The sequence below is a fragment of the Nocardia sp. CA-128927 genome, from assembly GCF_050955855.1.
GTDB lineage: Bacteria > Actinomycetota > Actinomycetes > Mycobacteriales > Mycobacteriaceae > Nocardia.
In genome coordinates, this window is sequence record NZ_CP192087.1 from 6,111,495 (window position 1) to 6,135,809 (window position 24,315).

Annotated in this window: 24 protein-coding genes; 13 read left to right on the plus strand and 11 right to left on the minus strand. The window is 66.7% G+C overall.

What is annotated here, in order from left to right:
* Positions 1 to 51 precede the first annotated feature (51 nt).
* From ACQPW1_RS28605 to ACQPW1_RS28640, 8 genes are read left to right on the plus strand one after another with little or no spacing between them, the layout of a single operon-like run.
* Positions 52 to 1,305 (plus strand): lipopolysaccharide biosynthesis protein, encoded by a 1,254-nt coding sequence (locus ACQPW1_RS28605; protein ID WP_433665359.1) that lies wholly within the window; start codon positions 52 to 54, stop codon positions 1,303 to 1,305.
* Positions 1,302 to 2,306, plus strand: a complete 1,005-nt coding sequence (locus ACQPW1_RS28610; protein WP_433654763.1) for a CgeB family protein — start codon at positions 1,302 to 1,304, stop codon at positions 2,304 to 2,306. The genes ACQPW1_RS28605 and ACQPW1_RS28610 overlap by 4 nt, the downstream gene beginning before the upstream one ends.
* Positions 2,307 to 2,333: 27 nt before the next feature.
* Positions 2,334 to 3,725 carry a hypothetical protein gene (locus ACQPW1_RS28615; RefSeq protein ID WP_433654765.1) on the plus strand — a complete coding sequence of 464 codons (1,392 nt, stop codon included), beginning with the start codon at positions 2,334 to 2,336 and terminating at the stop codon, positions 3,723 to 3,725.
* The gene (locus tag ACQPW1_RS28620; RefSeq protein ID WP_433654767.1) at positions 3,716 to 5,041 is read left to right on the plus strand and encodes a Wzz/FepE/Etk N-terminal domain-containing protein; all 1,326 of its coding nucleotides are present in this window, start codon (positions 3,716 to 3,718) and stop codon (positions 5,039 to 5,041) included. Before ACQPW1_RS28615 ends, ACQPW1_RS28620 begins: the two co-directional genes overlap by 10 nt.
* Entirely contained in the window at positions 5,038 to 6,429 is a 1,392-nt protein-coding gene (locus ACQPW1_RS28625; protein ID WP_433654769.1) for a glycosyl hydrolase family 28-related protein, read from the plus strand. Before ACQPW1_RS28620 ends, ACQPW1_RS28625 begins: the two co-directional genes overlap by 4 nt.
* Before the next feature lie 4 nt (positions 6,430 to 6,433).
* Positions 6,434 to 7,024: a YdcF family protein gene (locus tag ACQPW1_RS28630; RefSeq protein ID WP_433654771.1), complete on the plus strand. Its 591-nt coding sequence runs from the start codon at positions 6,434 to 6,436 to the stop codon at positions 7,022 to 7,024.
* A 14-nt stretch (positions 7,025 to 7,038) separates the two neighbouring features.
* Positions 7,039 to 8,373 carry a glutamate-1-semialdehyde 2,1-aminomutase gene (locus tag ACQPW1_RS28635; protein ID WP_433654772.1) on the plus strand — a complete coding sequence of 445 codons (1,335 nt, stop codon included), beginning with the start codon at positions 7,039 to 7,041 and terminating at the stop codon, positions 8,371 to 8,373.
* A 15-nt stretch (positions 8,374 to 8,388) separates the two neighbouring features.
* Positions 8,389 to 9,564 (plus strand): glycosyltransferase, encoded by a 1,176-nt coding sequence (locus tag ACQPW1_RS28640; RefSeq protein ID WP_433654774.1) that lies wholly within the window; start codon positions 8,389 to 8,391, stop codon positions 9,562 to 9,564.
* Positions 9,565 to 9,608: 44 nt separating this feature from the next.
* Here the strand turns inward: ACQPW1_RS28640 and ACQPW1_RS28645 are convergent, their stop codons facing one another.
* From ACQPW1_RS28645 to ACQPW1_RS28655, 3 genes are all read right to left on the minus strand, one after another.
* Positions 9,609 to 9,986, minus strand: coding sequence for a nuclear transport factor 2 family protein (locus tag ACQPW1_RS28645; protein ID WP_433654776.1), 378 nt, complete (start codon positions 9,984 to 9,986; stop codon positions 9,609 to 9,611).
* Between the two features lie 82 nt (positions 9,987 to 10,068).
* Entirely contained in the window at positions 10,069 to 11,391 is a 1,323-nt protein-coding gene (locus ACQPW1_RS28650; protein ID WP_433665360.1) for a DoxX family protein, read from the minus strand.
* A complete protein-coding gene (locus ACQPW1_RS28655) occupies positions 11,391 to 11,966 on the minus strand; it encodes a M15 family metallopeptidase (protein WP_433654778.1) in 576 nt (191 codons plus the stop codon). The genes ACQPW1_RS28650 and ACQPW1_RS28655 overlap by 1 nt, the downstream gene beginning before the upstream one ends.
* A 143-nt stretch (positions 11,967 to 12,109) precedes the next feature.
* On the opposite strand from ACQPW1_RS28655, the gene ACQPW1_RS28660 reads away from it, so the two are divergent.
* On the plus strand, positions 12,110 to 12,805 hold the full coding sequence (locus ACQPW1_RS28660) for a response regulator transcription factor (protein WP_433654780.1): 696 nt from the start codon (positions 12,110 to 12,112) through the stop codon (positions 12,803 to 12,805).
* Positions 12,798 to 13,874 carry a sensor histidine kinase gene (locus ACQPW1_RS28665; RefSeq protein ID WP_433654782.1) on the plus strand — a complete coding sequence of 359 codons (1,077 nt, stop codon included), beginning with the start codon at positions 12,798 to 12,800 and terminating at the stop codon, positions 13,872 to 13,874. The genes ACQPW1_RS28660 and ACQPW1_RS28665 overlap by 8 nt, the downstream gene beginning before the upstream one ends.
* A 17-nt stretch (positions 13,875 to 13,891) precedes the next feature.
* Here the strand turns inward: ACQPW1_RS28665 and ACQPW1_RS28670 are convergent, their stop codons facing one another.
* The 4 genes from ACQPW1_RS28670 to ACQPW1_RS28685 form a co-directional block, all read right to left on the minus strand.
* The gene (locus ACQPW1_RS28670) at positions 13,892 to 14,635 is read right to left on the minus strand and encodes a TetR/AcrR family transcriptional regulator (RefSeq protein WP_433654784.1); all 744 of its coding nucleotides are present in this window, start codon (positions 14,633 to 14,635) and stop codon (positions 13,892 to 13,894) included.
* Positions 14,636 to 14,643: 8 nt separating this feature from the next.
* A complete protein-coding gene (locus ACQPW1_RS28675) occupies positions 14,644 to 14,883 on the minus strand; it encodes a hypothetical protein (protein ID WP_433654786.1) in 240 nt (79 codons plus the stop codon).
* 233 nt (positions 14,884 to 15,116) lie between these two features.
* Positions 15,117 to 15,812, minus strand: a complete 696-nt coding sequence (locus ACQPW1_RS28680; protein ID WP_433654788.1) for an SDR family oxidoreductase — start codon at positions 15,810 to 15,812, stop codon at positions 15,117 to 15,119.
* Positions 15,813 to 15,841: 29 nt separating this feature from the next.
* Positions 15,842 to 17,044 (minus strand): acyl-CoA dehydrogenase family protein, encoded by a 1,203-nt coding sequence (locus tag ACQPW1_RS28685; protein ID WP_433654790.1) that lies wholly within the window; start codon positions 17,042 to 17,044, stop codon positions 15,842 to 15,844.
* A gap of 376 nt (positions 17,045 to 17,420) precedes the next feature.
* Here ACQPW1_RS28685 and ACQPW1_RS28690 point away from each other — a divergent pair, with 376 nt between their 5' ends.
* Positions 17,421 to 18,230 carry an AraC family transcriptional regulator gene (locus ACQPW1_RS28690; RefSeq protein ID WP_433654792.1) on the plus strand — a complete coding sequence of 270 codons (810 nt, stop codon included), beginning with the start codon at positions 17,421 to 17,423 and terminating at the stop codon, positions 18,228 to 18,230.
* Between the two features lie 28 nt (positions 18,231 to 18,258).
* On the opposite strand, the gene ACQPW1_RS28695 is transcribed toward ACQPW1_RS28690, so the two are convergent.
* Positions 18,259 to 18,675, minus strand: a complete 417-nt coding sequence (locus ACQPW1_RS28695; protein WP_433654794.1) for a hypothetical protein — start codon at positions 18,673 to 18,675, stop codon at positions 18,259 to 18,261.
* A gap of 26 nt (positions 18,676 to 18,701) precedes the next feature.
* Here ACQPW1_RS28695 and ACQPW1_RS28700 point away from each other — a divergent pair, with 26 nt between their 5' ends.
* Entirely contained in the window at positions 18,702 to 19,205 is a 504-nt protein-coding gene (locus tag ACQPW1_RS28700) for a DUF6299 family protein (RefSeq protein WP_433654796.1), read from the plus strand.
* A 314-nt stretch (positions 19,206 to 19,519) separates the two neighbouring features.
* On the opposite strand, the gene ACQPW1_RS28705 is transcribed toward ACQPW1_RS28700, so the two are convergent.
* The 3 genes from ACQPW1_RS28705 to ACQPW1_RS28715 all read right to left on the minus strand — a co-directional run bounded on the left by ACQPW1_RS28705 (position 19,520) and on the right by ACQPW1_RS28715 (position 22,557).
* A complete protein-coding gene (locus ACQPW1_RS28705) occupies positions 19,520 to 21,667 on the minus strand; it encodes a DUF6461 domain-containing protein (RefSeq protein ID WP_433654798.1) in 2,148 nt (715 codons plus the stop codon).
* Between the two features lie 85 nt (positions 21,668 to 21,752).
* Positions 21,753 to 22,301: an ATP-binding cassette domain-containing protein gene (locus ACQPW1_RS28710; protein ID WP_433665361.1), complete on the minus strand. Its 549-nt coding sequence runs from the start codon at positions 22,299 to 22,301 to the stop codon at positions 21,753 to 21,755.
* Positions 22,249 to 22,557, minus strand: coding sequence for a hypothetical protein (locus ACQPW1_RS28715; RefSeq protein ID WP_433654800.1), 309 nt, complete (start codon positions 22,555 to 22,557; stop codon positions 22,249 to 22,251). Before ACQPW1_RS28715 ends, ACQPW1_RS28710 begins: the two co-directional genes overlap by 53 nt.
* Before the next feature lie 469 nt (positions 22,558 to 23,026).
* On the opposite strand from ACQPW1_RS28715, the gene ACQPW1_RS28720 reads away from it, so the two are divergent.
* Positions 23,027 to 24,283 (plus strand): lipase family protein, encoded by a 1,257-nt coding sequence (locus tag ACQPW1_RS28720; protein ID WP_433654802.1) that lies wholly within the window; start codon positions 23,027 to 23,029, stop codon positions 24,281 to 24,283.
* Positions 24,284 to 24,315: the final 32 nt, after the last annotated feature.

The window sequence follows — 24,315 nt, forward strand, 5'->3', positions numbered from 1 at the left end:
ACGGGCGTCCGATCCGCCGCGCGACCTCGGCGTCGCTGGCGCGGCCTCGTCGTGGTCCTGCGTGACATCGGTTTCGTCAGCTTCGGCAAGTACGGCCAGTACCTGATCACGGTGGTGACGCTGCCGATCATCGCCAGGGTGCTCGGCGCCGAAGGGCTCGGTCTGCTCGCGATCGGGATGTCGGCGTACTTCATCGGGTCGCTGGTGGTCGATCTGGGTATCACGTCCTTCCTCGCCGCGCAGGTGCCCGAAATGCGCACGCACGCAACGCGAATCCAGCAGCTGCGCGGCGACTATCTGGCGATCCGGCTGACGATTCTCGGGTGCCTCGGCGCGCTGCTCGCGGTCGGCCTGCTGGCCGGGGCGCCCGCACGGCTGCACATGGTCCTGCTGGGCCTGTTCGCCGGTGGTTTCTGGTCGATCTCGGAGGATTGGCTGCTGATCGGGCAGGGCAGGTTCGGGGCGTCGGCGGTGTATCAGGGTGCCGGACGGGTCGTCTATCTGCTGTTGCTGGTGCTGCTGTTGCCGCGCTGGCCGAGCGCGTCGCTGGCGCTGCTGTGCCTGCTCACGTCGGCCAGCATCACCGTCGCGGCGACCTGGGTGGACGCGTGGCGCCGGTTCGGGCGGCCGGCCCGACCGCGTGCGGTGCGCGAGATCCTGCGGTTGGGTGCGCCGGTATTCGCGTCTCGATTGCTGGTCACCGGTTACGGGCAGGGCGCGCCGGTGGTTTACGCGGCGGTGCTCGACGCGGCGTCGCTCGGCCTGTACTCGGCCGGTGACCGGCTGGTCCGGGCCATCCAATCCCTGCTCGACACCATCGGTTTCGCGTTCCTGCCACGGATGGCGCGGCGCAGTGCGCATGATCAGTTCTGGCGCAACGCCTTACAGGTGTTGACCGCGTGCGTGTGTGCCGCCGGTATTGCGGCGGCTGGGCTGTGGGTACTGGCGCCGACGCTGATCCGGCTGATCTTCGGTGACGGATTCGCAGGCACGATACCGCTGCTGCGGGTGGAGGTGCTGATCCTGCCCGCGATGACGGTGACCTCGTTCATCATCACCGCACTGCTGCCCGTCCGGCAGGACACCGCGGGCGTACTGATCGGCGCGATCATCGGCACGTGCGTGGCGGCGTCCGCGCTCGTCGTCGCGTTCCAGAACAACTCGGTGTGGGCGCTGGCGTACGGCACCGTGCTCACCGAATTCACCGTCGCGCTGTGGTACTTGCTGCGGATTCGGCAGCTGATCGTGCGGGAGCGGCGCGGCGACAGCGTGTCACCGCGGGCGGCCAGGGAGTGTGTGCGGTGAAGGTTCTCTACATCGGTGACGACTGGACGGGCAGCAACGCCCGCTCGCTGGCCGACGGCTTCCAGCAAGCCGGACACGACGTGGTCGTGATCGATTCCACGGCGGTCACGCTGCCCGCGCGGCTGTCGCCGAGCTGGCTGTTCTCGAAGGCCGCGGGTCGGCGGGCGCCCTGGACGACGGCGGCGATCCACGCCGAAATCGACAGTGTTGCCGCACGATTCAAGCCCGACATGCTCTTCGCGTTCAAGTCGGTGCATCTGGACCAGCGGCGCCTGCTGGATACACCGGCTGCCCTGCACGTGCACTACAGCCCTGACGACGCGTCGAATCCGGAGAACACGAGCCCCGACTATCTCGCGCACGAATCCGCGTGGGACCTGGTTGTCACCACCAAGCGCCACAATGTGCCCGAACTCCTCGCACGGGGCGCGGCCGCGGTGAAGTTCGTACGCAGCGCCTACGATCCAGCCTGGCATCACCCGCGCGCCCGCCGGGGCTCGCGCCGCTTCCTGGCCGGTTTCATCGGTGCCCGCCGCCCCGACCGCCATGCGCTGATGATCGACCTGGCCCGGGAGTACGGCTCCGAGTTCCTGGTGCACGGGCCGGGATGGCGGCGGGTGCCGCAGTTGGGCGCTACCTCGGCCGAGGTAGGTGGTGCGGTGTACGGCCAGCGTTTCGCTGCGGCCGTCGCGTCGATCACCGCGAACCTGGTGTTGCTCAATTCCGACAACCGGGATACGCACACCTGCCGGTCATTCGAAATACCCGCCGCAGGAGGGCTTTTCGTCGGTGAACGGACCGACGAGCACGCCGAGCTACTCGACGAACGGACCGAGTGTTTTCTGTTCTCCGATCGCGCCGAGCTGCGCGAGATCCTCGGCTGGTGCACCAGCCGTCCCGATGCCGCGGCGCAGGTCGCGGCCGCCGGGTATCGGCGGATCACCGGTGAGCGACACCGCTACGTCGACCGAGCGGAGGAGATCATCGATGCACTCTCCTGAGCCTCGATGCGTTGCGGGAGACCCGCGATGACGGGCGCCGTACCCGAATTGGCCGCGATCGCCGCGGCATTGGTGATGATGGTCGCCGCCGCGATCGTCATCCCCGGCGTCGCCAGGGTGCTGCTCATCGCGCAGGCGCTGTACTGGGCGATGTCCTATCTCGCCAGACCCATTGTGCTGCTCTGGGTGCAGCCCGAACCGCGCTTCGGCGACAACGTCGCCGACCCACGCCTGGCAGCACTGGGGTATGACTACGGCATCGCCATGGTGCTCCGGCCCATTGTGTTCGGGCTGTGGGTCTATGCGGGATTCGTTGTCGCTCTGGCGTTCTGGATGCGATACAGGCGTCGAAGTCCGCAGCGTGCCGTGATCGCCGAGGACCCGAACTTCGTGCCGACCCTGTGCGCGCTCTACTGCCTCGGCACACTCGGGCGGCTGGCCATGGTCGCCACCGGGACCGCGGGCAAGGCGGGTGAAGTCGAAAGCACCAGCCCGGCCCTGACTTTCGTGACCATGCTGGGGACCGTCGGCGCGATCGGCCTGATCGTCTTCGTCCGGCTCGGCAAGGCCAAGGCGACAACGATCGCGGTCGGTCTGCTACTGGCCGGTGAGCTGCTCTGGACCATGGCTGTCGAATCCAAGACGCCGATCATGGGCGCCGCACTCGCGATCGGGGTGCGGTTCGCGCTGGGCGGCTGGACCCGGACGAAAGTCGTTGCCATTCTGCTGGTCTCGATCATGGGCATCGGCGGCTTCGGCTGGTTGCAGTCGCTCAAGGCCACCGGGGAGGTGAAAGCCGAGTCCGCCGCCACCGACTCCGCATACCCGGCCGGTGTCCAGCCGATGCTCAGCGTGCTGCGCCGGTTCGACCTCCTCGAGGCCGCGACCGACGTGTACTACGCGCCGCCGGGCTCGTGGCTGTCACCGCAGGAAGCGGCCGAGAACGCGGCACGCAGCTTGATTCCCGCTCAGCTGCTCGGCGCGGAGAAGTTGCGCTCCGGGACCGCCTGGGCCGCCGAGGTGCGGGGTGCTTCGGTGGACATGACCCAGGTGTCGGTGTCGCTGGCCGAGGGCGGCATCAGCGAGGGCTACCTGCTCGGCGGGTACACCGGGATCGTGGCGGGCGTCGGGTTCACCTTCTTGCTGCTGGTGACCTGGGCGCGAGCGTTGTACTCGCGCCATATCGCCCTCGTCGTGCTCGGCTTGGCGCTCATCGAGATACCGGTCATCTTCGAGCGCGGCATTCTCGGCAGCATGGAGATGCTCGGCAAGTATCTCCAGGCCGTCGTGCTGGTGTGGTTCATCTATCTGCTGGTGGGTTTGTACCGCGGTTCGCGCGGACAGTTATCGGCGCGGCAATCGTGGGAGCGGGCCGAATCCGTTGTCCCCGTAACACAAAGGACTGGGCAATGGGTTTGATCGAGTATGTGCGGATCGTCCGACGGCGTTGGCTCACCTTCCTCGCCGTGCTGCTGGTGTGCCTGGCCGCCGCCGCTGGCTACGCGCACACGATTCCCGTGACGTACAAGGCGTCCAGCAGCATGTACGTCTCGATGTCGACGGGCACCTCGGTGAACGACTCGTACCAGGGCGGACTGGCTGCCCAGCAACGGGTGCGGTCGTATCTGGATCTGCTCACCAGCGCCACCGTCGCCGAGCACGTTATCCAGGATCGCGGCCTGAACATGAGCGGCGGCGAGCTGCGCGCCCGGATCTCGGCCAGCTCACCGCCGGCCACCTCGGTCCTCCAAGCCAGTGTCACCGCGAGTACCGCAGCCGAGGCGCGTGATCTCACCGACGCCGTGGTGGCCCAATTCCGGCGATTGGTAGACGAATTGGAGACCACCGAGCTCGGTGCGGCCCCGGCCGCCCGGGTCGCGGTGGTGGACCGGGCCGAACTGCCGTCCGCGCCAACCGGTCCCAAGCGGACCCGGCTACTCGCGCTCGGCCTGCTGGCGGGCCTCGCGCTCGGTTTCGCGGCGGCGTTGCTGCGCGAACGCACCGACCGCAGATTGCGCACCTCCAACGATCTGGAAGCGGTGCTGGCGGGGTCGTCGCGCCCGGACTCCCCCGCGGTACCGATTCTGGCGATCCTCGATATCGGCCTGCCGGGGGAAGTGGGCGAGACGCGGCGACTGCGCACCCGCCTGGCCGGTGACAGCGCCGGAAAGAGTCCGAAACTCATTGTGCTGACAAGCCTTTCACCACAGTCGACCCCCGATATCGCGACCAAACTGGCCCGTTCGCTGGCCGACGCGGGTGCCAGGGTGGTGCTCGTCGACGCCGATACCACCGGCTCGGGCAGCTCGAGCCAATTGCTGGCACACACCGGTCCAGGGCTGGCCGAGCTGCTGCGTGGTGGCCCCGCGCTGAGCGACGCGGTAGTGCTCTTGCCCGACAGCGGTATTCAGGTGCTGCCGCTGGGCGCGATCGGTGCGGACACACCGGACGCGCTGACCACCGAACGATTCGGCACCGTCCTGGCCGACCTGCGCGGCGACTTCGACCATGTCGTGGTGGAGGTAGCCCCGGTCACCGCGGCCGCCGATGTGCTGTCGATCGCACCGCGCGGCGACGCGACGCTGGGCGTCGTCGAACTCGGCACCAGCACCGCGCCGCAGGTCCGCGGCGCGCTGGCGACCTTCGGATCCGCGGGCTCGTCCTTGATCGGCATCATCGCCGTCTCCAGACCGGCCGATCCGCGACTGCGGCTGATCGAAAGGTTGCGAACATGACAGAATCGCGCAGCGACCCGATCGGCACGGGTGGGCCCACCGAGTCCGTGAATCGCCGTCGCCTGCTTGCCGGTTCACTCGGTGTGGCCGCCGCGGTGCCGTTGGCGGCATGCGCGGCTCGGTCCGAATCCGATCCGGAGTTCCGTTCACCGCACGTGAACGACGCGCCCTCGGCCCGCAACATCCGCGATTTCGGCGCGGTCGGCGACGGGAAAACCGACGACACCGCCGCCATCGCCAGAGCGGCGGCCGTCGGCGACCGACCACTGGTGCTGTATCTGCCCGCCGGGCAGTACCGGGTGACGTCCTGGCCCGAGTTACCCGACTACGCCACGGTTCTCGGCGACGGCGGCGACGTCACCATGATCAACTACGAGGGCGACGGGACACTCATCGCGCTGCACAAGCGGCAGCGGGTGCGCTTCGGTCGCCTCGGCATCTTCGTGTCCAACCCGACCGTCACCGCGGTGTCGCTGTCCGAATGCTTCCGCTGCTCTTTCGAATCCGTGGTGCTGCGCGGCAATCACCTCAGCTCGAACCATCCGCGCTACGTCGAGCAGCGCGGCGTCGTGCTGGATCAGAACACCGGCGGCACCGCGTTCGTCAACTGCGACATCAACAATTTCGGTTACGGCCTGGTGACCTCGTGCATCCAGAACTACGTCACCTCGTCGAAGTTCACCAACAACCGGATCAGCGTGCTCGGCACCGGCAATGACCACAATGCCGGATTGGCCTTGAGCAACGTCGAATTCGTCTCCGACACCGATCCGCGCACCACCGACCGGCACCTGGTCGTCGACGGTGCCGCCAATGCCTGGTGGTTGACCAACGTCTGGTTCGAAGGGGCTGACACGGCGTTGTCGATCGGCACCCGCGCACACGGCGGACCCGCCCAGTTCGGCATGGTCAACTGCAAGATCGCGGCCCGGACCCTCTGCCTGGACCTGGCGTATTGCCGCCAGCCCTATCTGGCGAACGTGCAGTTCGACCCCGATCTCGACAAGCCACCGACCGAGCTGCGCATCGACCATCAGGGCTGCCCGGAAGGTACTGCGGTGAACCTGATTTCGAGCTCGGCCCGGGATATCGATCCCGCGGTGTTCCCCGATGGCTGGCACGTGATCGGGCGCGATCGGATGTTCGGAGCCCGGTTTGCCGGAACCACCGTCGCCCAGGCCGGTCGCCCCGACACCGACATCCTCCAGGTGCAGGCGGCCGACGGCGCGGTGTCGGCGGCCGTACTGTCCAGCGGCGCATGGCTTTCCGACCGTGCCGAGGGCGGGATCGTGCTCAAGGACTCGGACGGGGGGTACTGGCGGCTGTCGGTGTCCACCTCGGGCGCGATCACCGCCGCAGCCCTCGGCCGGGATCGACCGGTGCGGTGACGCGATGAACAACACGGTGATCGACTGGGCGCCTGATACCCGGCGTGCGCCGCGGCTGTTTCGGCGAATTCTGCTGGGCGCCAGCGCATTGATCGCCGTCATAGGTTTGATCGCGGCGCTGGGCTGGCCGGTATACGTACGGCCACAAGTCGATCCGCTGCGTCCCGCCGACGCCATCGTCGTGCTCGGCGGCACCCCGTACGAGCGGTTCGACGTCGGGCTGGATCTGGCGCAACGGGGCTATGCGCGGCAATTGCTGATCTCCCGATCCACCGGTGCCGACGATCCCGCGATGGACAAGTACTGCAACGGCCGATTCGACTTCCAGGTCAGCTGTTTCGTGCCGGACCCATGGACGACGCAGGGTGAAGCGCAGGAGATCGGGCGCAGGGCACGGAAATACGGCTGGCAGCACATCATCGTGGTGACGTTCACGCCGCACGTGTCCCGAGCACGGTACATCGTGCAGAAGTGTTTCAGCGGTGCGGTGACCATGGTCGCCAGTCCGAGTCCCTCGGGTCCGGCGTTCTGGACGTGGATGTACATCCGCCAGTCCGCCGGTTACCTGAAGGCCTTCACCGAACGCGGATGCTGAGTGGAGAGGCTGACATGAACAGTGGCCGACGCGACTTTGCGCGTAGCAACGAGATTCAGGCGCGGTTGCATGATCTGGTGCCCGGCGGTGCGCATACCTATGCCCGAGGCGCTGATCAGTACCCCGAGCAGATGGCGCCGATTCTGGTGCGGGGCAGTGGCTGTCGGGTGTGGGACAGCGACGGCAACGAATACGTCGAATACGGCATGGGTTTGCGGTCGGTGACCCTCGGGCACGGCTACCGGCCGGTGCTCGACGCGGTGACCGCCGCGATCGCCGACGGGGTGAACTTCTCCCGCCCCACCGAGCTGGAACTGCATGCCGCCGAGGACTTCCTGTCCCTGGTGCCCGGCGCGGACATGGTGAAGTTCGCCAAGAACGGCTCCGACGCCACCACCGCCGCGGTCCGACTGGCCCGCGCGGCCACCGGGCGCAGCGTGGTGGCGGTGTGCGCGCAGCCGTTCTTCTCCGTCGACGACTGGTTCATCGGCACCACCGCGATGAACAGCGGTATCGACGACACCGCCACGGTGCAGTTCGCCTACAACGATCTCGCCGCACTCGCCGAGGTGCTGGCCGCGGTACCCGTCGCCTGCGTGATCATGGAGGCGGCCACCGCACTGGCCGAACCCGAACCCGGCTATCTGCACGGTGTCCGCGACCTGTGTGATCGGTACGGGGCGTTGCTGGTGTTCGACGAGATGATCACCGGATTCCGGTGGTCGGCCGGTGGGGCGCAGCAGGTCTACGGCGTGCGCCCGGACCTGTCCTGCTGGGGTAAGGCGATGGGCAACGGCTTTCCGATCTCGGCGCTGGCCGGTAAACGCGAGTTCATGGAACTCGGCGGATTGCGCACCGATCGGGACCGGGTGTTTCTGTTGTCGACTACGCACGGGGCCGAATCCGCGGCGCTGGCCGCGTTTCGCGCGGTGGTTCACGCGTACGCGAGCACCGATCCCATCGGGCGGATGGAACGGGCCGGTCGACGGCTGGCCGCGGCGGTGAATGCGATTGCCGCCGACCTCGGTATCGCCGACTACCTACAGGTGGTCGGGCGGCCGTCGTGCCTGATCTACGTGACCCGGAATCCGAAAGGCGCACCCTCGCAAGCACTTCGGACGTTGTTCTTGCAGGAGCTGCTGGCGCGCGGGGTGCTCGGGCAGTCGTTCGTCACCTCGGCCGCGCACACCGACGACGATATCGACGCGACGGCCGCCGCCTGCCGGGAGGCCGCCGTGGTCTATCGGCGCGCGCTCGAACAAGGCAGTGTCACTGGGCTTTTGGCGGGTCTGCCGGTCGCGCCCGCGATCCGGCGGACGGCCGCACCGCGGCGGCTTCCCACGCCATAACTGAACGGAGAATTCATGACAGCGCCCCGAATCGCCCTCGTGCACGAGCGATTCACCGAATACGGCGGGTCCGAGGCGGTGGTCGCGGAGTTCGTCAAAACGTGGGCGAACACCTCGGTGTTCGCGCCGATCGTCAGCCCGGAGGGTTACGGCTCGCTCGCGGCGGCGGTCGGACCGGCGCGTTGCACGCCCGATTCGATTCACGACAGCTGGCTCAGCCGCGCCCACGCGGCACTGGGCGGTCGTTCGCACGCTCCCCTGCTGCCCTTCGTGCCCCGGGTCTTGCGCCGCCTGCCGCTGGCCGACGGCTTCGACGCGGTCCTCGTCAGCCACCACGCGTTCGGCACGCAGGCCGTGTTCGCGACCGACGCACCGGTGATCGCCTACGTACACAGCCCGGCACGCTGGGCCTGGGACAAGGAGTTTCGCGCCCAAGAGGCTGGCGGCCGGGCCGGGCAATACGCCCTGGCCGGGCTGGGCCACCTCGCGCGTCGCGGGGAGCTGCGGGCCGCGCCGCGGCTGGCGCAGGTGATCGCCAACTCGCATGCCGTCGCCGCCCGCATTCAGGACTGGTGGGGCCTGCCGTCCACTGTGATCAGTCCGCCGGTGCGCATCGACCGGTTCACTCCCGACCCCACGATCGTCCGCGAGGACTTCTTCCTGTTCGCCGGCCGACTCGTCCCCTACAAGCGGGCCGATCTGGCCATCCGCGCGGCACAGCGGGCCGGTTGCCGACTGGTCATCCTCGGCGACGGCAGGCACCGCCAGTACCTCCAGACGATCGCCGGACCGGAAACCACCTTCCTCGGTGCCGCCTCCGACGCAGCGCTACTCGACATGTATCGCCGCTGCCGCGCCGTACTCATGCCCGGCATCGAGGATTTCGGCATCGTTCCGGTCGAAGCGATGGCGTGCGGCACACCGGTGCTCGCCGTCGGCACGGGCGGCGCACTCGATACCGTCCTGCCGGGCCTGACCGGTGAACACGTCGAATCAGGCGACGACTCAACTGTTATCGATGGCCTGGCCCGCCTCCTGCGCGATGCCGACCCGACTCGCTACGACCCGATCGCTATCCGCACACACGCGGAAACGTTCTCCCCCGACGCATTCCGGGCCAACATCCGCGATGTGGTCGCGCACACCATCGGTTGTCAGATGGACGTTTCCAGCAGTCCCGGGCCGAGCTGAGCTGCGCGGCTCAGCGGCCGCGCGGTGGCACGGCCCGACCCGCGTTAGCTGCTCGACAATGCGCCGAAGAAGCCGACGATCTTGCGGATTCTGCCCTCCGCCGAGATCTCCACGAAGTCCACGCCGTCCGGCAACGCCGTACCGTCTGCCAGCATCAGCCGCCACCCGAACCTGGCCGTCTCATGATGGGCGTCTACCTGGCTGACCCGGATCACCCGCATCCCGGGCTGCTGCGCGAACACCCCATCGATATGCGCCGCCAGCTCCTCGATCCCTGCGGTGTGCACGGTCGGATCGGTGTACGTCGCCCCCTCCGCCAATGCCTCGCCGAGAAACTTGCGCCGTCGCACCGGATCTGGATCACTCCAGCCCGCGCAGTAGGTATCGATCAAAGCCTCGAGCGCACCATTCACGTCAGTCATTCCGCCATCCTCACCCGATATCCGACAACTGCTTCCAGTCTGCCGGACTCTTGCTCGTCGACAGACGGCAGCCGACTCTCGACTAGCGGAAGTACGCGTAGTCCTGCACCCAGTGGAATCCGCGGCTGCGCAAGGTGAAGCTGTTCGGATCCACGCGGTCCAGGGTGATCACCGCCGTGCGGTCATTCAGTTTCCCGCGTAGTAGCAGCCGGTCTGGGCTGGGTCGCTCAGTAGACAGCGTCGCGAATGGTGGCTGGTGTTCGGCGGTGGTCGTGGCGAGTTCCAGCTGTCCGTTGGGGCGGAAGGCGGCGCGCGCAGGCACCAGTTCACCGTTCATCCGTTGGTAGGTTGCCGCCTCTGGGTCGTCGAAAACAATTCGCTGCCAACGATTCTCGTCGGTGGTGAGTGGCGGCACAGACAGTCCGTCGAGGGTGAAATCCCGCACGTCCCAGATGCCGTACAGCTCGGACTTGGGACTGCCCGCACCGTACTGCTCTTGCCAGACCACCCAGCGGTCATAGCCGCCACCGAACGCGACCCAGATGCCGAGCGCTACCTGAATCCACAGTGCGATGCGGTTCTTCCGCTTGTCGGTGAACAGCGAGGGTTGCGTCAGCGGCTCGCACATGCGTTGCAGCACAAACACATTGATCAACTGCCGAAAGTACGGGGCGAGCAGGACCAGCGCGATCAGCAGCAGGTGTGAGGCGAGCAGCTTCTCCGGTATGTCGAAAGTCATGTTCGTCAGGAAGACCTGAGCCATGCTCGCCAGCGTCAATGCGGCACCCAGCACCGCGGTCCGCGGCACGAACAGCAGCAGCCCGGCCACGACTTCGACTGCGCCGAGGGTCATTTCGTACGGATAGGAGCTGCCGATCTGTAGCCACAGCACCGAGGCCGGGCTCAGATCGCCGTACGGCTGCAACAGTTGTGCCAGTGTGGGGCCGGGCATCTGGGTGGGGAAAAGCTTGGCGAACCCGAACCCCATCATCGTCGCGCCCAGCATCATCCGCAGGAACAGCGTGAACCAAGCCAGCAGGCGAGGGTGCGCGGTGCGGCGGTCGACGGTCGTCCACACCGCGGTGGCGACCACCGCGACAACCAGGACACAGAGCATCAGCACCCAGACGGCCGCCTGGTCACCGGCACCGGAGTCCTTGTGCTGCACCGCGTCGACGCCGAAGAACGTGCGGCCCACCCAACCGGTGACGGGGTCCGTCAGCCCCATATTCCACGGTTCGATGTATCTGCGGATCCAGCGGCCGAGGACGCCGAGCAGCGCGAACGGGATGTAACTGAGGAGCAGGCAAAAGAGGCCGAAGTAGACGACGCAGAAGCGCAACGCGATCCGCGTCAGCGGGTTCCAGCCTGCCCGTGCGGTGATGGTGTCGGGCACGTCGGTGATCACTGCTGCATCCTCGGATCCTGGGTGGGGTCGGCATACGGGGGCGGGCAGCCGTCCTCGCTGGCTTCGGGGCGAAGTTCGTAGTGCCAGGGTTCGTTGGTGTAGATCTGGCACAGCCCGTACTCAGCACCATGCCTGGACAGCCACGCCGCGGCCGCGGCGGGCCCGACGTCGACCGCCTCCCCCGACACGTGCGCAGAGGTGTTGGGGGCGGCCACCCATCGGGCAGCTTCCCTTTCCGAGCCGTACTTCGAGACCGCCTCGCGCAGTAGCTGTTCCTGGTATTCCGGCGAACGCCAGCCGTTATTGACGACGAACGCCAACCCGTCGGCCGCGGCATCCGAAGCAGCTCGGCGCAGGGCACCGAGCAAATCGGGGTCGAGGTTGACCACTGCCGGAATCTCGTCGTCGAAGACCGACACGTCGGCCGGAACCGCACCATCATCGACAGCTGGACCATGATGGTCGCCGCGCGGAAAGTCGAAAGGCCATGCGATCGAGGAGGATAGGGACGGTAGCGACTGGACAACGAGCACACCGACAAGCGCCGCGCTGCCGACTACAACGGCAGCCAAGACAGTCGATCGGATACGGTGAGTCGCTTTTCGCGCTGGTTCACTGTGATTCATGCCTTCAGCTAAGGCAGCGCGGTGTTGCCGGCACGTATGCGGATTTCGATACGCCGACGATATGTTCCGGCTGGCAGTATCGAGAGTCTATGCGCGTGCTGATCGTCGAGGACGAGCCCTATCTGGCCGAGGCCATCCGCGATGGCCTGCGCCTGGCCGCGATCGCCGCCGACACCGCCGGTGACGGCGATACCGCGCTGGAGCTGCTGAGCGTCAACGCCTACGACATCGCCGTCCTCGACCGCGACATCCCGGGCCCCTCCGGCGACGAGATCGCCGAACGCATCGTCGCTTCCGGCAGCGGCATGCCGATCCTGATGCTCACCGCCGCCGACCGGCTCGACGACAAGGCGACCGGGTTCGGGCTCGGCGCCGACGACTACCTCACCAAACCCTTCGAGCTCCAAGAACTCGTACTCCGGCTCCGAGCACTCGACCGCAGGCGCGCGCACAACAGACCACCGGTGCGAGAGATCGCGGGCCTGCGGCTGGATCCGTTCCGCCGCGAGGTCTTCCGCGACGGCCGCTACGTCGCGCTGACCCGGAAGCAATTCGCCGTGCTCGAAGTCCTCATCGCGGCCGAAGGCGGTGTCGTCAGCGCCGAAGAACTACTGGAACGGGCGTGGGATGAGAACGCGGACCCGTTCACCAACGCCGTCCGCATCACCGTCTCAGCCCTGCGTAAACGGCTCGGCGAACCCTGGATCATCGCTACCGTTTCCGGCGTCGGGTATCGCATCAGCACGCAATCGGACACCGGGCGGGACGGAGGCGACCGTGGATAGGGCCCCTGGATTGAGTGTTCGCCTCAAGCTCACCCTCAGCTACGCCGGATTCATCATGGTCGCCGGTGCCTTGCTGCTTGCGGTCGTGTGGGTGTACCTGCTGCGCTACGTGCCCGACGGTGAGTTCCGGACCCGGGTCCCCGGCAGCGGACCCGACCGCTCCGACCTGCTGAATGCGTTCGGCCCGAAGGTGGCCTGGGCGTTGGCTTTCCTGCTGGTGTTCGGTCTCGTGGGGGGATGGATTCTCGCCGGGCGCATGCTCGCCCCGCTGACCCGCATCACGGACGCCACCCGCATGGCCGCGAATGGGTCGCTCTCCCACCGGATCCGGTTGGCGGGCGACCAAGACGAGTTCCGCGAACTCGCCGACGCCTTCGACACCATGCTCGCCCGGCTGGAAGCACACAACGCCGAACAACAGAGATTCGCCGCCAACGCCTCCCACGAACTGCGCACCCCATTGGCGATCACGCAGACTCTGCTCGACGTGGCCCGCACCGATCCGAACCGCGACGCCGGCGAACTGGTCGAGCGCCTGCACGCCGTCAATACCCGAGCAATCGACCTCACCGAAGCATTGCTCCTGCTCAGCCGGGCCGACCAACGGTCCTTCACCCAAGAACACGTCGACCTGTCCCTGATAGCGGAAGAAGCGACCGAAACGCTGCTATTCCTCGCGGAAAAGCATGGCGTCACCCTCCAGACGTTCGGCGACATGGCCCGCACCGTCGGCTCGCACGCCCTGCTGCTGCAGCTGACGACGAACCTCGTACACAACGCGATCGTCCACAACCTGCCCGAACACGGCGCCGCGTGGGTCACGACCAACGTCTATCCCGGGACTGTGGTGCTCACTGTCGAGAACACCGGCAACCACCTCACCCCACAGCTGATCGCCACACTCGTCGAACCGTTCCATCGCGGCACCGAACGCATCCGCACCCACCACGCAGGCGTCGGCCTCGGCCTGGCAATCGTCAACAGCATCACCCAGGCCCACGCCGGAACCCTCACCCTCATCCCCCGCCCCGCCGGCGGCCTCTGCGTCACCGTGCAACTACCCGCCTAAGCGGGGTTCCGGCTTCGTCATTTCGTGGCAGCGTGGGGCAAAGCCTGTCGTTCGAGGCTATCGATGAGCAGCTCGAGGGCGAAGTCGAAGCGTTGATGTCCGGTGCCCGAGGTCAACTCGGTCACGTGCTTTCTGGTGTTCGGGAACGTGGCCTCGGGGAGCGCGCTGAAGCGGCGCACCAATTCCTCCCGGCTCAACACCCAGGTCGCGTCCGGGGACTCCTGCCGCTGCTGGACCAGGGAGGCCTCCAGCGCGTAGCCCGCGACGTACAGCGACAGCGCGTCCATGCCCCAGGCCGCGGTCTCGGGCTCGATGCCCGCGGCGAGCAGGATCGAGAAGATCCCTTCGCTCACGCGCAAGGTCTCCAGATTCGTCGACACCATCGCGAGCGCGGCACGGGAGATCCCCGGGTACTTCAGGTATTGATCGCGCATCTGGGCATACACGTCGCGGATCTGCTCGCGCCACCGAGCCGGATCGGGTGTGGGCAGCACGATCTGCGCACACACCCAGCCGATCAGCAGATCATCGATGTCGGCCTTGTTGACGATGTGGGCGTAGAGCGAGGACGGGCCCGTGCCGAGCACATTCGAGACGCTGCGGATCGTCAGCGCGTCGTACCCCTGGGCGGCCACCACCTGCAACGCCGCATCGGTGATCCGCTCGACCGTGATGGGCGCCTTACGCGCGGGCGGCTGCGCCGACGCGGTGTCGGGTTGGGCGTGCCGGGCCGCCCGGCGCTGTCTGGGGTCGGTTGCCATACCCTGAACTATAGTTCGACACGAACAAAGTTCGTTCCCCCTTCCACTTCGGGAAAGTTGTCGCGAAGGCGATCCAGGCAGCGGCGAACCTCCCGCAGATCCCGTTCCAGACGCCGCCCCTCCGTGGTCGAGCGCGGGGTCCCGCGCAGGGTCGCGGTCGCCCGAATCGACGCGCTCAGCGTCTCTGCCTCGGCACTGAGCAGGTCGAAGAACACCTGCGCCTGCGCCACATCGGATTCGTCGTGCACGGGACCACCTACCTCGACACGGTCAGCTCGTGCGTAGTTCGCCTGCTGTAAACGTGATTGTTACCCATGATTCATGATCGCAGAACAATCGGCTCATATCCGAGCGACCGCAATCGGAATCTTCACGAGAAGGGTTCTCCCGCAGAGAACTTGGACGAACTCGACTCGATCGCGAGACCCCGAGCCCATAGGGCGCTGGACGGTTTGCGGGAGTCCTGATACCGCCCAGCTACCTACACCATGCCGCCGTCGACAGTCAGATTCACCCTGTTCACGGCCGAATTCCGGATCAGGAAGACCGTGGCGTCGACGATGTCGGCCATGGTGACGAGCCGACCGGTGGGGGTGCGGGAGCGGATCGACTCCAGCACCTCGTTGTTTCCCTCCCAGGACGCGGTGTCGCTGATGATCCCGGGGTGAATGGCGTTGACCCGCACCGGCGCCAGTTCCGACGACAGGGTGCGCACCATGCCGACCACGGCGCCGTTCACTGCCGAGACAGTAGTAGAGCCCGGGTATGGCAGGTCTTTCGCGACTCCCCCGAAGAGCACGACCGAACCGGTCGGCGCCAGCACCTCGTGCAACGCGCCGATCACGGCCGTGTAGCCGACCAGCTTCAACGTGGCCAGGTTGACCGCGCGGTCCACCGAGTAGTCGCGCACGCTGTTCATGTCGCGTTCCACCGCAGTGATCACGAGATGGTCCACCCGCTCGATTCCGGCCAGCGCCTCCCGGACCTCGTGCGGCCTGCTCAGATCCACGGCCATGCCACGCACGTCGTAGCGTTCGCGCGCCACCTCGTGGGCGACCTTCGCGCTGCGTTCCTGGTCCCGGCCGGTCAGCAGTACTGAATCACCCTGCTGTGCCAGGTATTTCGCCAGCTCCAGCCCGACCCCGCTGGTACCGCCGACGATCACGATGTTCGCCATGTGCCCTCTTGCCTCTTCGTTGTCGTCGGTCAGATGATGAACGTCGGCTGATCATCGATACCGAGGACGCTGCGGCCGTAGATTTCTCGGCCCAGGTCGGGGTTGACCACCCCGTGGCGCGAGGCGGTGCCGATGTCGCGCCAGATGCGCTGCAACGGATTGGACATGGCGAATCCGCTTGCGCCGTTTACGGATACGAGGCGATCGACTGCTTCGCGGGTGCGGACAGCGGCGACGGCGGTGTCCATCCGGACGCGGGCCCGCTCGGCCACCGCGAGCTGGCGACCTTCCTCGGCGGCCCGATCGAGATCATCGGCGGCCCGGTAGGCGTGCAGGTGCGCGGTGTCGATCAAGGACGCGGCGTCGGCCACGGCAAGCTGCACACTGGGCGAGTCCGCCAGGCGCGCATACGTGGTGAGCGACATGGGCTTGCGCTGAGCGGTCCGCACCGTCAGTTCCAGTGCGGCGCGGGCCATTCCGAGCATCGGTGCGACGACAACCAACGCGAGTTGCGACGACACCGCGACCCTGAACCGCGCCTCCTGCGCACGTTCTGCGTACGCTCCGGCCAGCACGCCACCCATATTGATGATCCGATGCGCCGGAACCAGAACATCGTCGGCGACGAGGGTGTTACTGCCGGTGCCCGCCATTCCCGCGACATGCCAGGTGTCTTCCACCGTCAGATCTGCCAGCGGCACAAGGACAATCAGCGGCGGTTCCGCGGAGCCGGCCACGGGCGCGACCGCCAGGACCGCCCACTGAGCGTGATCGACTCCCGAAGCAAAACCCCACCGGCCACTGACGGTGACGGCACCGTCGACCGCCACGCTCGACCCGGACGGTGTCAGCGTCGCCACCAACGCGGCATCGGGGTCCTGGCCCCAAACTTCCTCCTGGGCAAGGTCATCCATCAGTCCGGCGATGAGGCTGCCGCCGGTGAAGACCATGGCGATCCAGGCGGACGAAGCGTCGCCGCGCGCCAGTTCGGCGGTTACCTCCATGCACGTACGTACCCCTGCGCTGTATCCCTCGAAGCAGCGCGGCGTGCCCAGGCGAAACATTCCGGCCGCCCGCAGTGCATGAGCGGCCTCGTCGGTTACCCGGCGGAGCCGTTCCCCCTTCTCCGCGTGCTCCGCGAGAGTAGGTACCAGCCGTCCCGCCGCGGCCAGCAGATCGGGCTGTATCTCACCGGCGGTGGTGCCGACCGGCGAGAATGGGGTGACGCTCATTTAGGCTCCTGAAGAAAACTAACGGGACGGACTGCGGCAACTCCCGACAACTCCGGACGGTGCGCTCGCTGCCTCGAACCTATGGCGCCGATGGCAGCATCGAAAGGAACGTACGTGCCGGAAAGAGGGAACCTCAGTGCCAGCTCGACCCGATGAACCGGGGACCGGTCACCCCCGGGCTCTTCCAGCCCCCGGCCCGACACCCACCGACGGTTCTCCCGTGCGGCAACACCGCGCGAAAATCGAAGTCCCACTGCACCATCCCCACCGGCACGACCTGCTGCGCCGGGAATGGCGACAGCACATGGGTCACCTCCCGCATGTACGCAACCTCACACTCCCGCACACGAACGCACATGGCCTCTACCGCTCACGCGTGCAACGCCGCCTAGTCGGCGACGTCGGCGTCAGCGACCAGTACACCGACGAACTCGCCGGCTCCTCGGGCGGGGACGAACCCACCGACGGCGCTCAGGTCCTTGTCCACATCATCCGCGAAGGTGCGTTGCGCGTCGCCGACGCATCCCGGCAAGCCGACATCCGGCCCGGCATGCTCTGCGTCCGAGACCTCAGCACCCCATGGGAATTCGCGTTCACCCAACCCACCACGTGTATGACATTGAGCCTTCCACGGGCCGCCCTCGTCGAGCACATCCGCACCCGAGCCTTCCCTTCGCTGACCGTTGTCCCCCGAACAGCCCCGGCGGCGCGGCTACTACTGGCGCACGTGAATATGGCGCAGGCGCTGACAAGCCAACTCAACGGCGCGAGCGCCGCCGCTGCCCGAGATGCTCTGCTGATGCTGCTGGCCGGCGTCATCGCGAGCGACGCCCCGCCTGCTGAGCCGCTACTCGCGGAATCTGTCGTCGCCGCGGCGACCCGGTACGCCGATAAACACCTCGAGGACCGCGACCTATCCCCCACGGTGATCGCCCGAGCCCTCTGTGTCTCCGTGCGCACCTTGCATCGCGCGTTCGCCACCGCAGACGAATCCGTCATGTCCTACGTGCGACGACGCCGCCTCGAACGGGCGCACAGCGACCTCTTGTACACCGGCACAGTCGCCGAAGTCGCAGCGCGCTGGCACTTCGCCGACACCAGCCACTTCCGCCGCGCTTATAAAGCGCACTTCGGCCGTCCTCCGCGTAGCCCTGGCCGGCACGATCGGGTGGCATTCGGATCGTGAGGCCAGTGGCGTGCGGATTTACTGGGGCTCAGACGATCCTGACGTTCATCGTGTAGGAGGCGTCGTCGGCCCACGAGGTGAGCGTCACGTGGTACCGGCCCGTCTGTGGGAGCCGGATCTGGCTCGAGGTGTTGTCCCGGCAGATCACCTGACCGTCGGGTGCCGCGATATCGAAGCGGGCGGTACCGGACGCGGACGTGTAATGCGAGATGAGGTCGGTGCTCATTACCTGGCCGGCCCGGGCGTCGAGCACCCACACGTCGGTGTAGCCGCGGTTGATGTAGCCGGTCACGGTGCCGTGGTCGGTGCCCGGCGTGAACTTGATCTCGGAGTAGATCCCGCTGGCGTTCGCGACGCCCGCGCCCGCCGAGACGGCGAAGAACGCCGCCGCGATCGCGACCATGGCGAAGGCCGCTTTGCGAATGGTGTTGAGGCAGATAGTCATGATGTTCCCGTTTCTCGGATTACTGGGTGGTACGCCACAAAGGTTGCCGCCCAACGCTCATCAGGGGCTATCGGTCCACTAACGACCCAGTTGGGACAGGTCCGCGACCGTACTTTTCGGGGATTGGTGCGCCGGGTTTCGTCGCTTACGCTTGCGGCACCATTCTCTTCGAATCCTTTCCTGCACAACAGGAGTCATGTGATGTTCGAACACCTCCGGACCAGCACCTCGCCGCCGACGGCACCGTGGCAGTCACCGGCACCTACACCTGCAGCGGCGGTCCGACCAACATCATCTTGGGCGACTCCGTACTGAACCAAAAGGACAACAACGTCACCTCACCGTCGACCACGATGCCGGGCACCTGTGACGGCGTCGCCCACCCCTACACCATCCACTTCCCAGCGGGCGGGTTCTTCTCATTCGAGCCCGGCCCCGCCACATTCACCAGTGTCTGGCTCTTCTACGACGCCGAAGGCAACCCCACCGAAGCCGAACTCGCCAACACCCCGATCACCCTGCAGCACTGACCATTCCGCACACCCGACACCCCCTGCCTAACCATGTTGCGGCATAGACTTCAATCGCGCGGTAGCTCTCGGCTTCGCCGACGGTGCCGTCGCCGGTCTGGCCGCCCTGGAGGAACTGGCCACGAAACCCCAACTGGTCGGCTATAGCTACCTCCCGGCCGCACGCGCCCACTTCCTCGCCGAACTCGGCCACACCGCCCGAGCTCGAACCGCCTACCAGGAAGCAATCCTGCTCACCGGCAACACCATTGAACGCGATTTCCTCACAGCGAAGCTCCAAGAACTGACCTGAAACCGTCGATGCGGTAGCTGGGCTAGCGCAAATCGGCGAGGGCGGTTCGGGCTTCGTCGACGAAGTCGGCTACTGCGGGGCCCCAGACGTAGCGGGCGGCGTCGAGGGCGCCTACCGCGGCGGCCAGGGGGTCGAGGTTGGTGGCTTGGTGCAGTGCGGACCAGAACCAGTAGTTCAGCTGGTCACCGACGGACGATTTACGTACGCGCAGTTCGGCTTCCGGTGTCAGGGTCCGAGTTTCGATGCACGCGACGACATCGGCGTCGTCGGCCAGGTGCACGAACTCGGCGGCTCGGCGGACGGCCCACCACGCCATTGCTTGCTGCCGGTCGGCGGGTAGGTCGGTCAGCAGGTCGGTGTCGGCGCCCAAGGGACCGTGCCCTCGGCTCGCGCGGGATCCATCCGATCGGCGCGACGCCGGGTAGAGCTCACCGAGCAACGGGAGTACGGCGAAGCCGATTCCGGCGGACTCCACCCGGTTGAGATCGCCTTCGGCGAATGCGCTACCGGTGAAACGTTCTACTGCGACAAGTCCTTTGGCGATCTGGTGGCGGTAGTCACCGAAATCCAGGTCGCGCAGGATCGGCTCCAGCGCGGGATCGTCCTGCTGCTCACCGAGTTCGAATGCCGCGACGATCCGGCCGTCGTCGGCGAACGACAACCTGGTCACACCGTTGACGTTCCAGTACAGCGACGCGGCGCGAGTACCACTGGACACCGCGCTCAGTTCCGGGCCGTGACTACCCTGATAGCCGTTGTACTCGACCGCCAGCACCGCGTCCGTGATGGACGCCACCGCGATCCACGGATCGCCGCGCTCCATGGCACCTTCCTCGAGTTCCTCCATCGGCTCGGGGATGGCCGGGTCGCCGCCGAAGGCACGAACAACAGTGTCGGGATCACCCGCAGCGACAACGGTGATCGTCCCGGCTTCCGCGAGCGCGGACTTCTCCACCCAGTGATAGGCGTCCTCGGGCTTGGCCACGACCGGCGGTTCAACTTCGCCGCGCAACCGGTGACCGAGCCGATCGGTTCGCTTGTGCACGACCGTGTCGGTGACCGGTGACTGCCAAACAGTCAGCCGGTAGGACTCCTCACCGTCGACCTCGTCACGGTTGGTGGCGTGGACCCGAACGCGGTAGTTCCCCGGCCACGGCGGCGTCAGTTCTTCGAGCGAACCGGTTTCGCCCGCGGATCGTGGCGCACCGAGTATCGACGCCAGGCCGCGGGCTGCGGTCCAAGCGACCTCGACCACCTCGTCCCAAACGGTCATGTCGCCGTCGACCGGCGGGTCTTCCAGCACCTCGACCGTCACATAGACGGCGGCATCGGCAGTTCCGGTCCGCACCACTATGCCGTCCGGGACCACAGCCACCAGACCGTTGTCGCGGAAATCGGCGGTGGCAGGAAAGTCCGACTCGGTCAGTGCGAACCGATGGTCGCGGGCTCGCACGGTGCCTGACGAATAGCGCGGATACAGATACTCGTCGCGGATCTTCGCGATGCGCGCGGCGGCGTACTCGGCCGGCATCGGGACCGCCCGGAGCAGTGGACTCGCCGCGGTCAAGGCAGCGCCGACCACCGTCGCCGGATCATCGCCCTCGCCCAGATTTCGCAGCACGATCGTCGCCACCGCGACCCCCAGCGCCAAGTAGGCCGCGCCATGCGCCGCCGCGACGCCGGCCTCATCGAGCGCGACGGCAGAATCGAGATTCCCAGCCGAGTTCAGTTGTGCGACAACGTCGGAATGTTCACTCAGCCGCGTGGCCAGCTCGACCACAAACGCCAGCGCACCAGGCCGGAAGGCCTCGAGTTTGTCTACCGCCGTCGTCGTCTCACTGGAGTCCATCATGTACCCGACCATGACGGCCTTGCCGTCCTCCGGAACAGGCACCAGCGCAGCCAGATTCGGCACCTCGGGCACGGCAAGTTCGGCGACCAGCAACTCGAGCGCGCCGAGTATCCGTTCCGGCAGCAACTGTCCGAGCCTGGACAGCTCGGCGCGAATCCCCGTCTCGCCGACCGGATACGACCGGAATTCGTCGCTCGACAACCGCAATCGACCGAGCTTCGCCGCGGGTGGCGCCGGTATCCGTGGCCGCACCGCCCGCATCGTCTCGACCACAGCCGATCCGAGCTCCTCGATGACCGAGTCCGGAATATCCGTCATTGTCCCCCACCTCGTTGCCGACCGTGCGCCCCGAATGTACCTAAGACCGAGGGGTCGAGCACGAGCCAGCTGCCCGGTGCACAAGCTAGGAACGCACCGGGCCGGGCAGTCTTGGCACCGACGCCACGAGTCTTTGGGTGTAATCGTGTTGCGGGGAGTCGAATATCGCTGAGAAATCACCGGATTCGACGATGCGGCCGCCTTTCATGACGACCACTCGGTCCGCGGCATGGTGGACCACGCCGAGGTCGTGCGAGATGAGCAGCAGCGCGGTGCCGAATTGCGCTTGGAGCGTGGCGAGTAGGTCGAGTATCTGGGCTTGCACCGAGACGTCGAGCGCAGATACCGGCTCGTCGGCGACGATCAGGGCCGGACGGGGTGCGACGGCACGAGCGATGGCAACGCGTTGGCGTTGTCCACCGGAGAGGGTGCGGGGGTGGCGATCGAGGAGGTCTCGGCGGAGTTGCACGGCGTCGAGTACTTCTCGTACGCGGTTCGCCCGTTCGCGGCCTCGAATGCCGACGGTGTCCAGGCTTTCACCGATGATGCGTTCGACGGTGTAGCGCGGGTCGAAGTTGACGTCATCGACTACGGTGCGGGCGGACGCGCCGGGTGCCGTAGGTCTTCCGAAGATCCTGCACCGACAACACGATTCGGGTCCCGTCCACCGTGCGAGGCGGCAGTGGTCGGCGGTCGTGGAGGTCGATATCGGCCGACGGATCATCGGGGATCGACAGCGATGTACCGCGTGAGTCGGCCGACGGAACGGCTGCGAGCAATCGTTTCGTGTAGCTGTGCGTCGGTCGAGTCAGGACGTCGCGCGTACTCCCCTGCTCGACGACCGTCCCGTCCTTCATGACCAGCACCCGATCGGCCAGCTCCGCGACCACCGCGAGATCATGGCTGATCAGCAGTCGGCGTCGATCGATGACGACATCGTCCGATCTTCGAAGCTCAAAACATTGATACCCTGCTCGAACCCTGCAGAGCGAGGGTTAAAATCCGCTTGATTCTGCTGGAATGCTTTGCGGCCCAGCAGGTTCCGCACCCCCACTACCCTCCACCTGGTCGTCGACGCGATCGCCATGCCGAACAGCCTCTGTAAGAAGCGAACTCGGAAAGCAGCCCACCGCAGACGGCGTCTTACTGTCCGAAGTTCGGCGCAGCGAGAACTACCCCGGAGTTGTGGCCGCCCATCCTGAGCCAGGCCTGCACGGTGATGCCGTCGACGACCGGTGTCGGGTCGTCGAGCTGGGGACACGGTGCGGAGGATGTCGGCGCGTTTGCGGTTCGCTGCCGACTGCGCGGACTATTCTCCGTCTGACCAGGCGTTTCCTTTCGGAGTGAAACGAGTTGCCCATGGCTGGCAAGGTTCGACGCATTGTCGCGGTGTCGGCTGGGTTGACGGCCCTGGTGTTGGTGGGCATCTCAGCGAGGACGCCGATAACGGCGGTCGCCGACGATTTCCCCACCCCGCCGACACCAGGCGACATCGTCAGTGTTGAGCCGCTACCGGTCGCGCTGTCGGTGCCGATCGACGCTGGACCATTTCCAGCCAAGGCTCAGCGAATCGTCTACCGCACGACCGACGCCAAGGATGCGCCCACAACCGCGACCGGCACGGTGCTCAGCCCGATTCCGCCGTGGCGCGGCTCCGGCGAGCGGCCACTGGTGAGCTTCGCGGTCGGCACCCACGGGATCGCGCCGCATTGCCGCACTTCGGAATTGATTCAGCGCCCGCTGACCCACTACCCGCCGTTCGACATCGCCACCGAGTACGAGGCGGTCTTCATCGGTGCGCTGCTGATGCAGGGGATCGCGGTGGTGGTCACCGATTACATCCCCAGCACCTATCTCATCACCGCGGCCGAGGGGAATGCCGTGATCGATGCAGCGCGGGCCGCGCAGCGGCTGCCCGACACCGGTATTCCGGCACACGGGCCGATCGCGTTCTGGGGTTACTCACAGGGCGGGCACGCTGTCGCTGCCGCTGCTGAGCACGTCGGATCGTATGCGCCTGAGCTCGATCTCAGAGGTTCCTACGTCGGTGCGCCACCCGTCTCGCAGCTGAACTTGTTCCGGTACGCCGAGGGCGGGTTGTCGCTGGGCGCCGGTGGGTTCTTCCTGAAGTCGCTGATCAGCTCCTATCCGGAGGTCGAAACCGCGGTCGACGAGATGCTCAACGACAAGGGCCGACAATTCCTCGATACGACCAGCGCCCAATGCGTGGGTGGGGCGATGCTGAGTTACGGCTTCCAGCCGTCCAATTCGCTGACCAAGGACGGCCGCTCGATGGCACAGGTCCTCGAAGCCGACCCGCGGACAGCTCAGGTGCTCGCGGAGATGACGCTCGGCCGCGCCGGACCCACCGCGCCGGTGATGCTGGTGACCGGAAGCAATGACGACCTGGTACCTCCTGCTGATAACCGGCAGCTCGCACGCACCTGGTGCGACAAAGGCGCCACGGTCGACCTGGTCGACCTGCCGCTCCCCATGGTCCTACCCGGCTCGATCATCGGACACACAGTCAACTCGCCGATCGTCGGGCTCACCGAGGGGCAGCGTTGGCTCAACGACCGATTCAACGGGGTTCCCGCACCCACCACGTGCTCCTGAGCAGTGCAGGTGTGCCGGTCAGCGGCGAACGT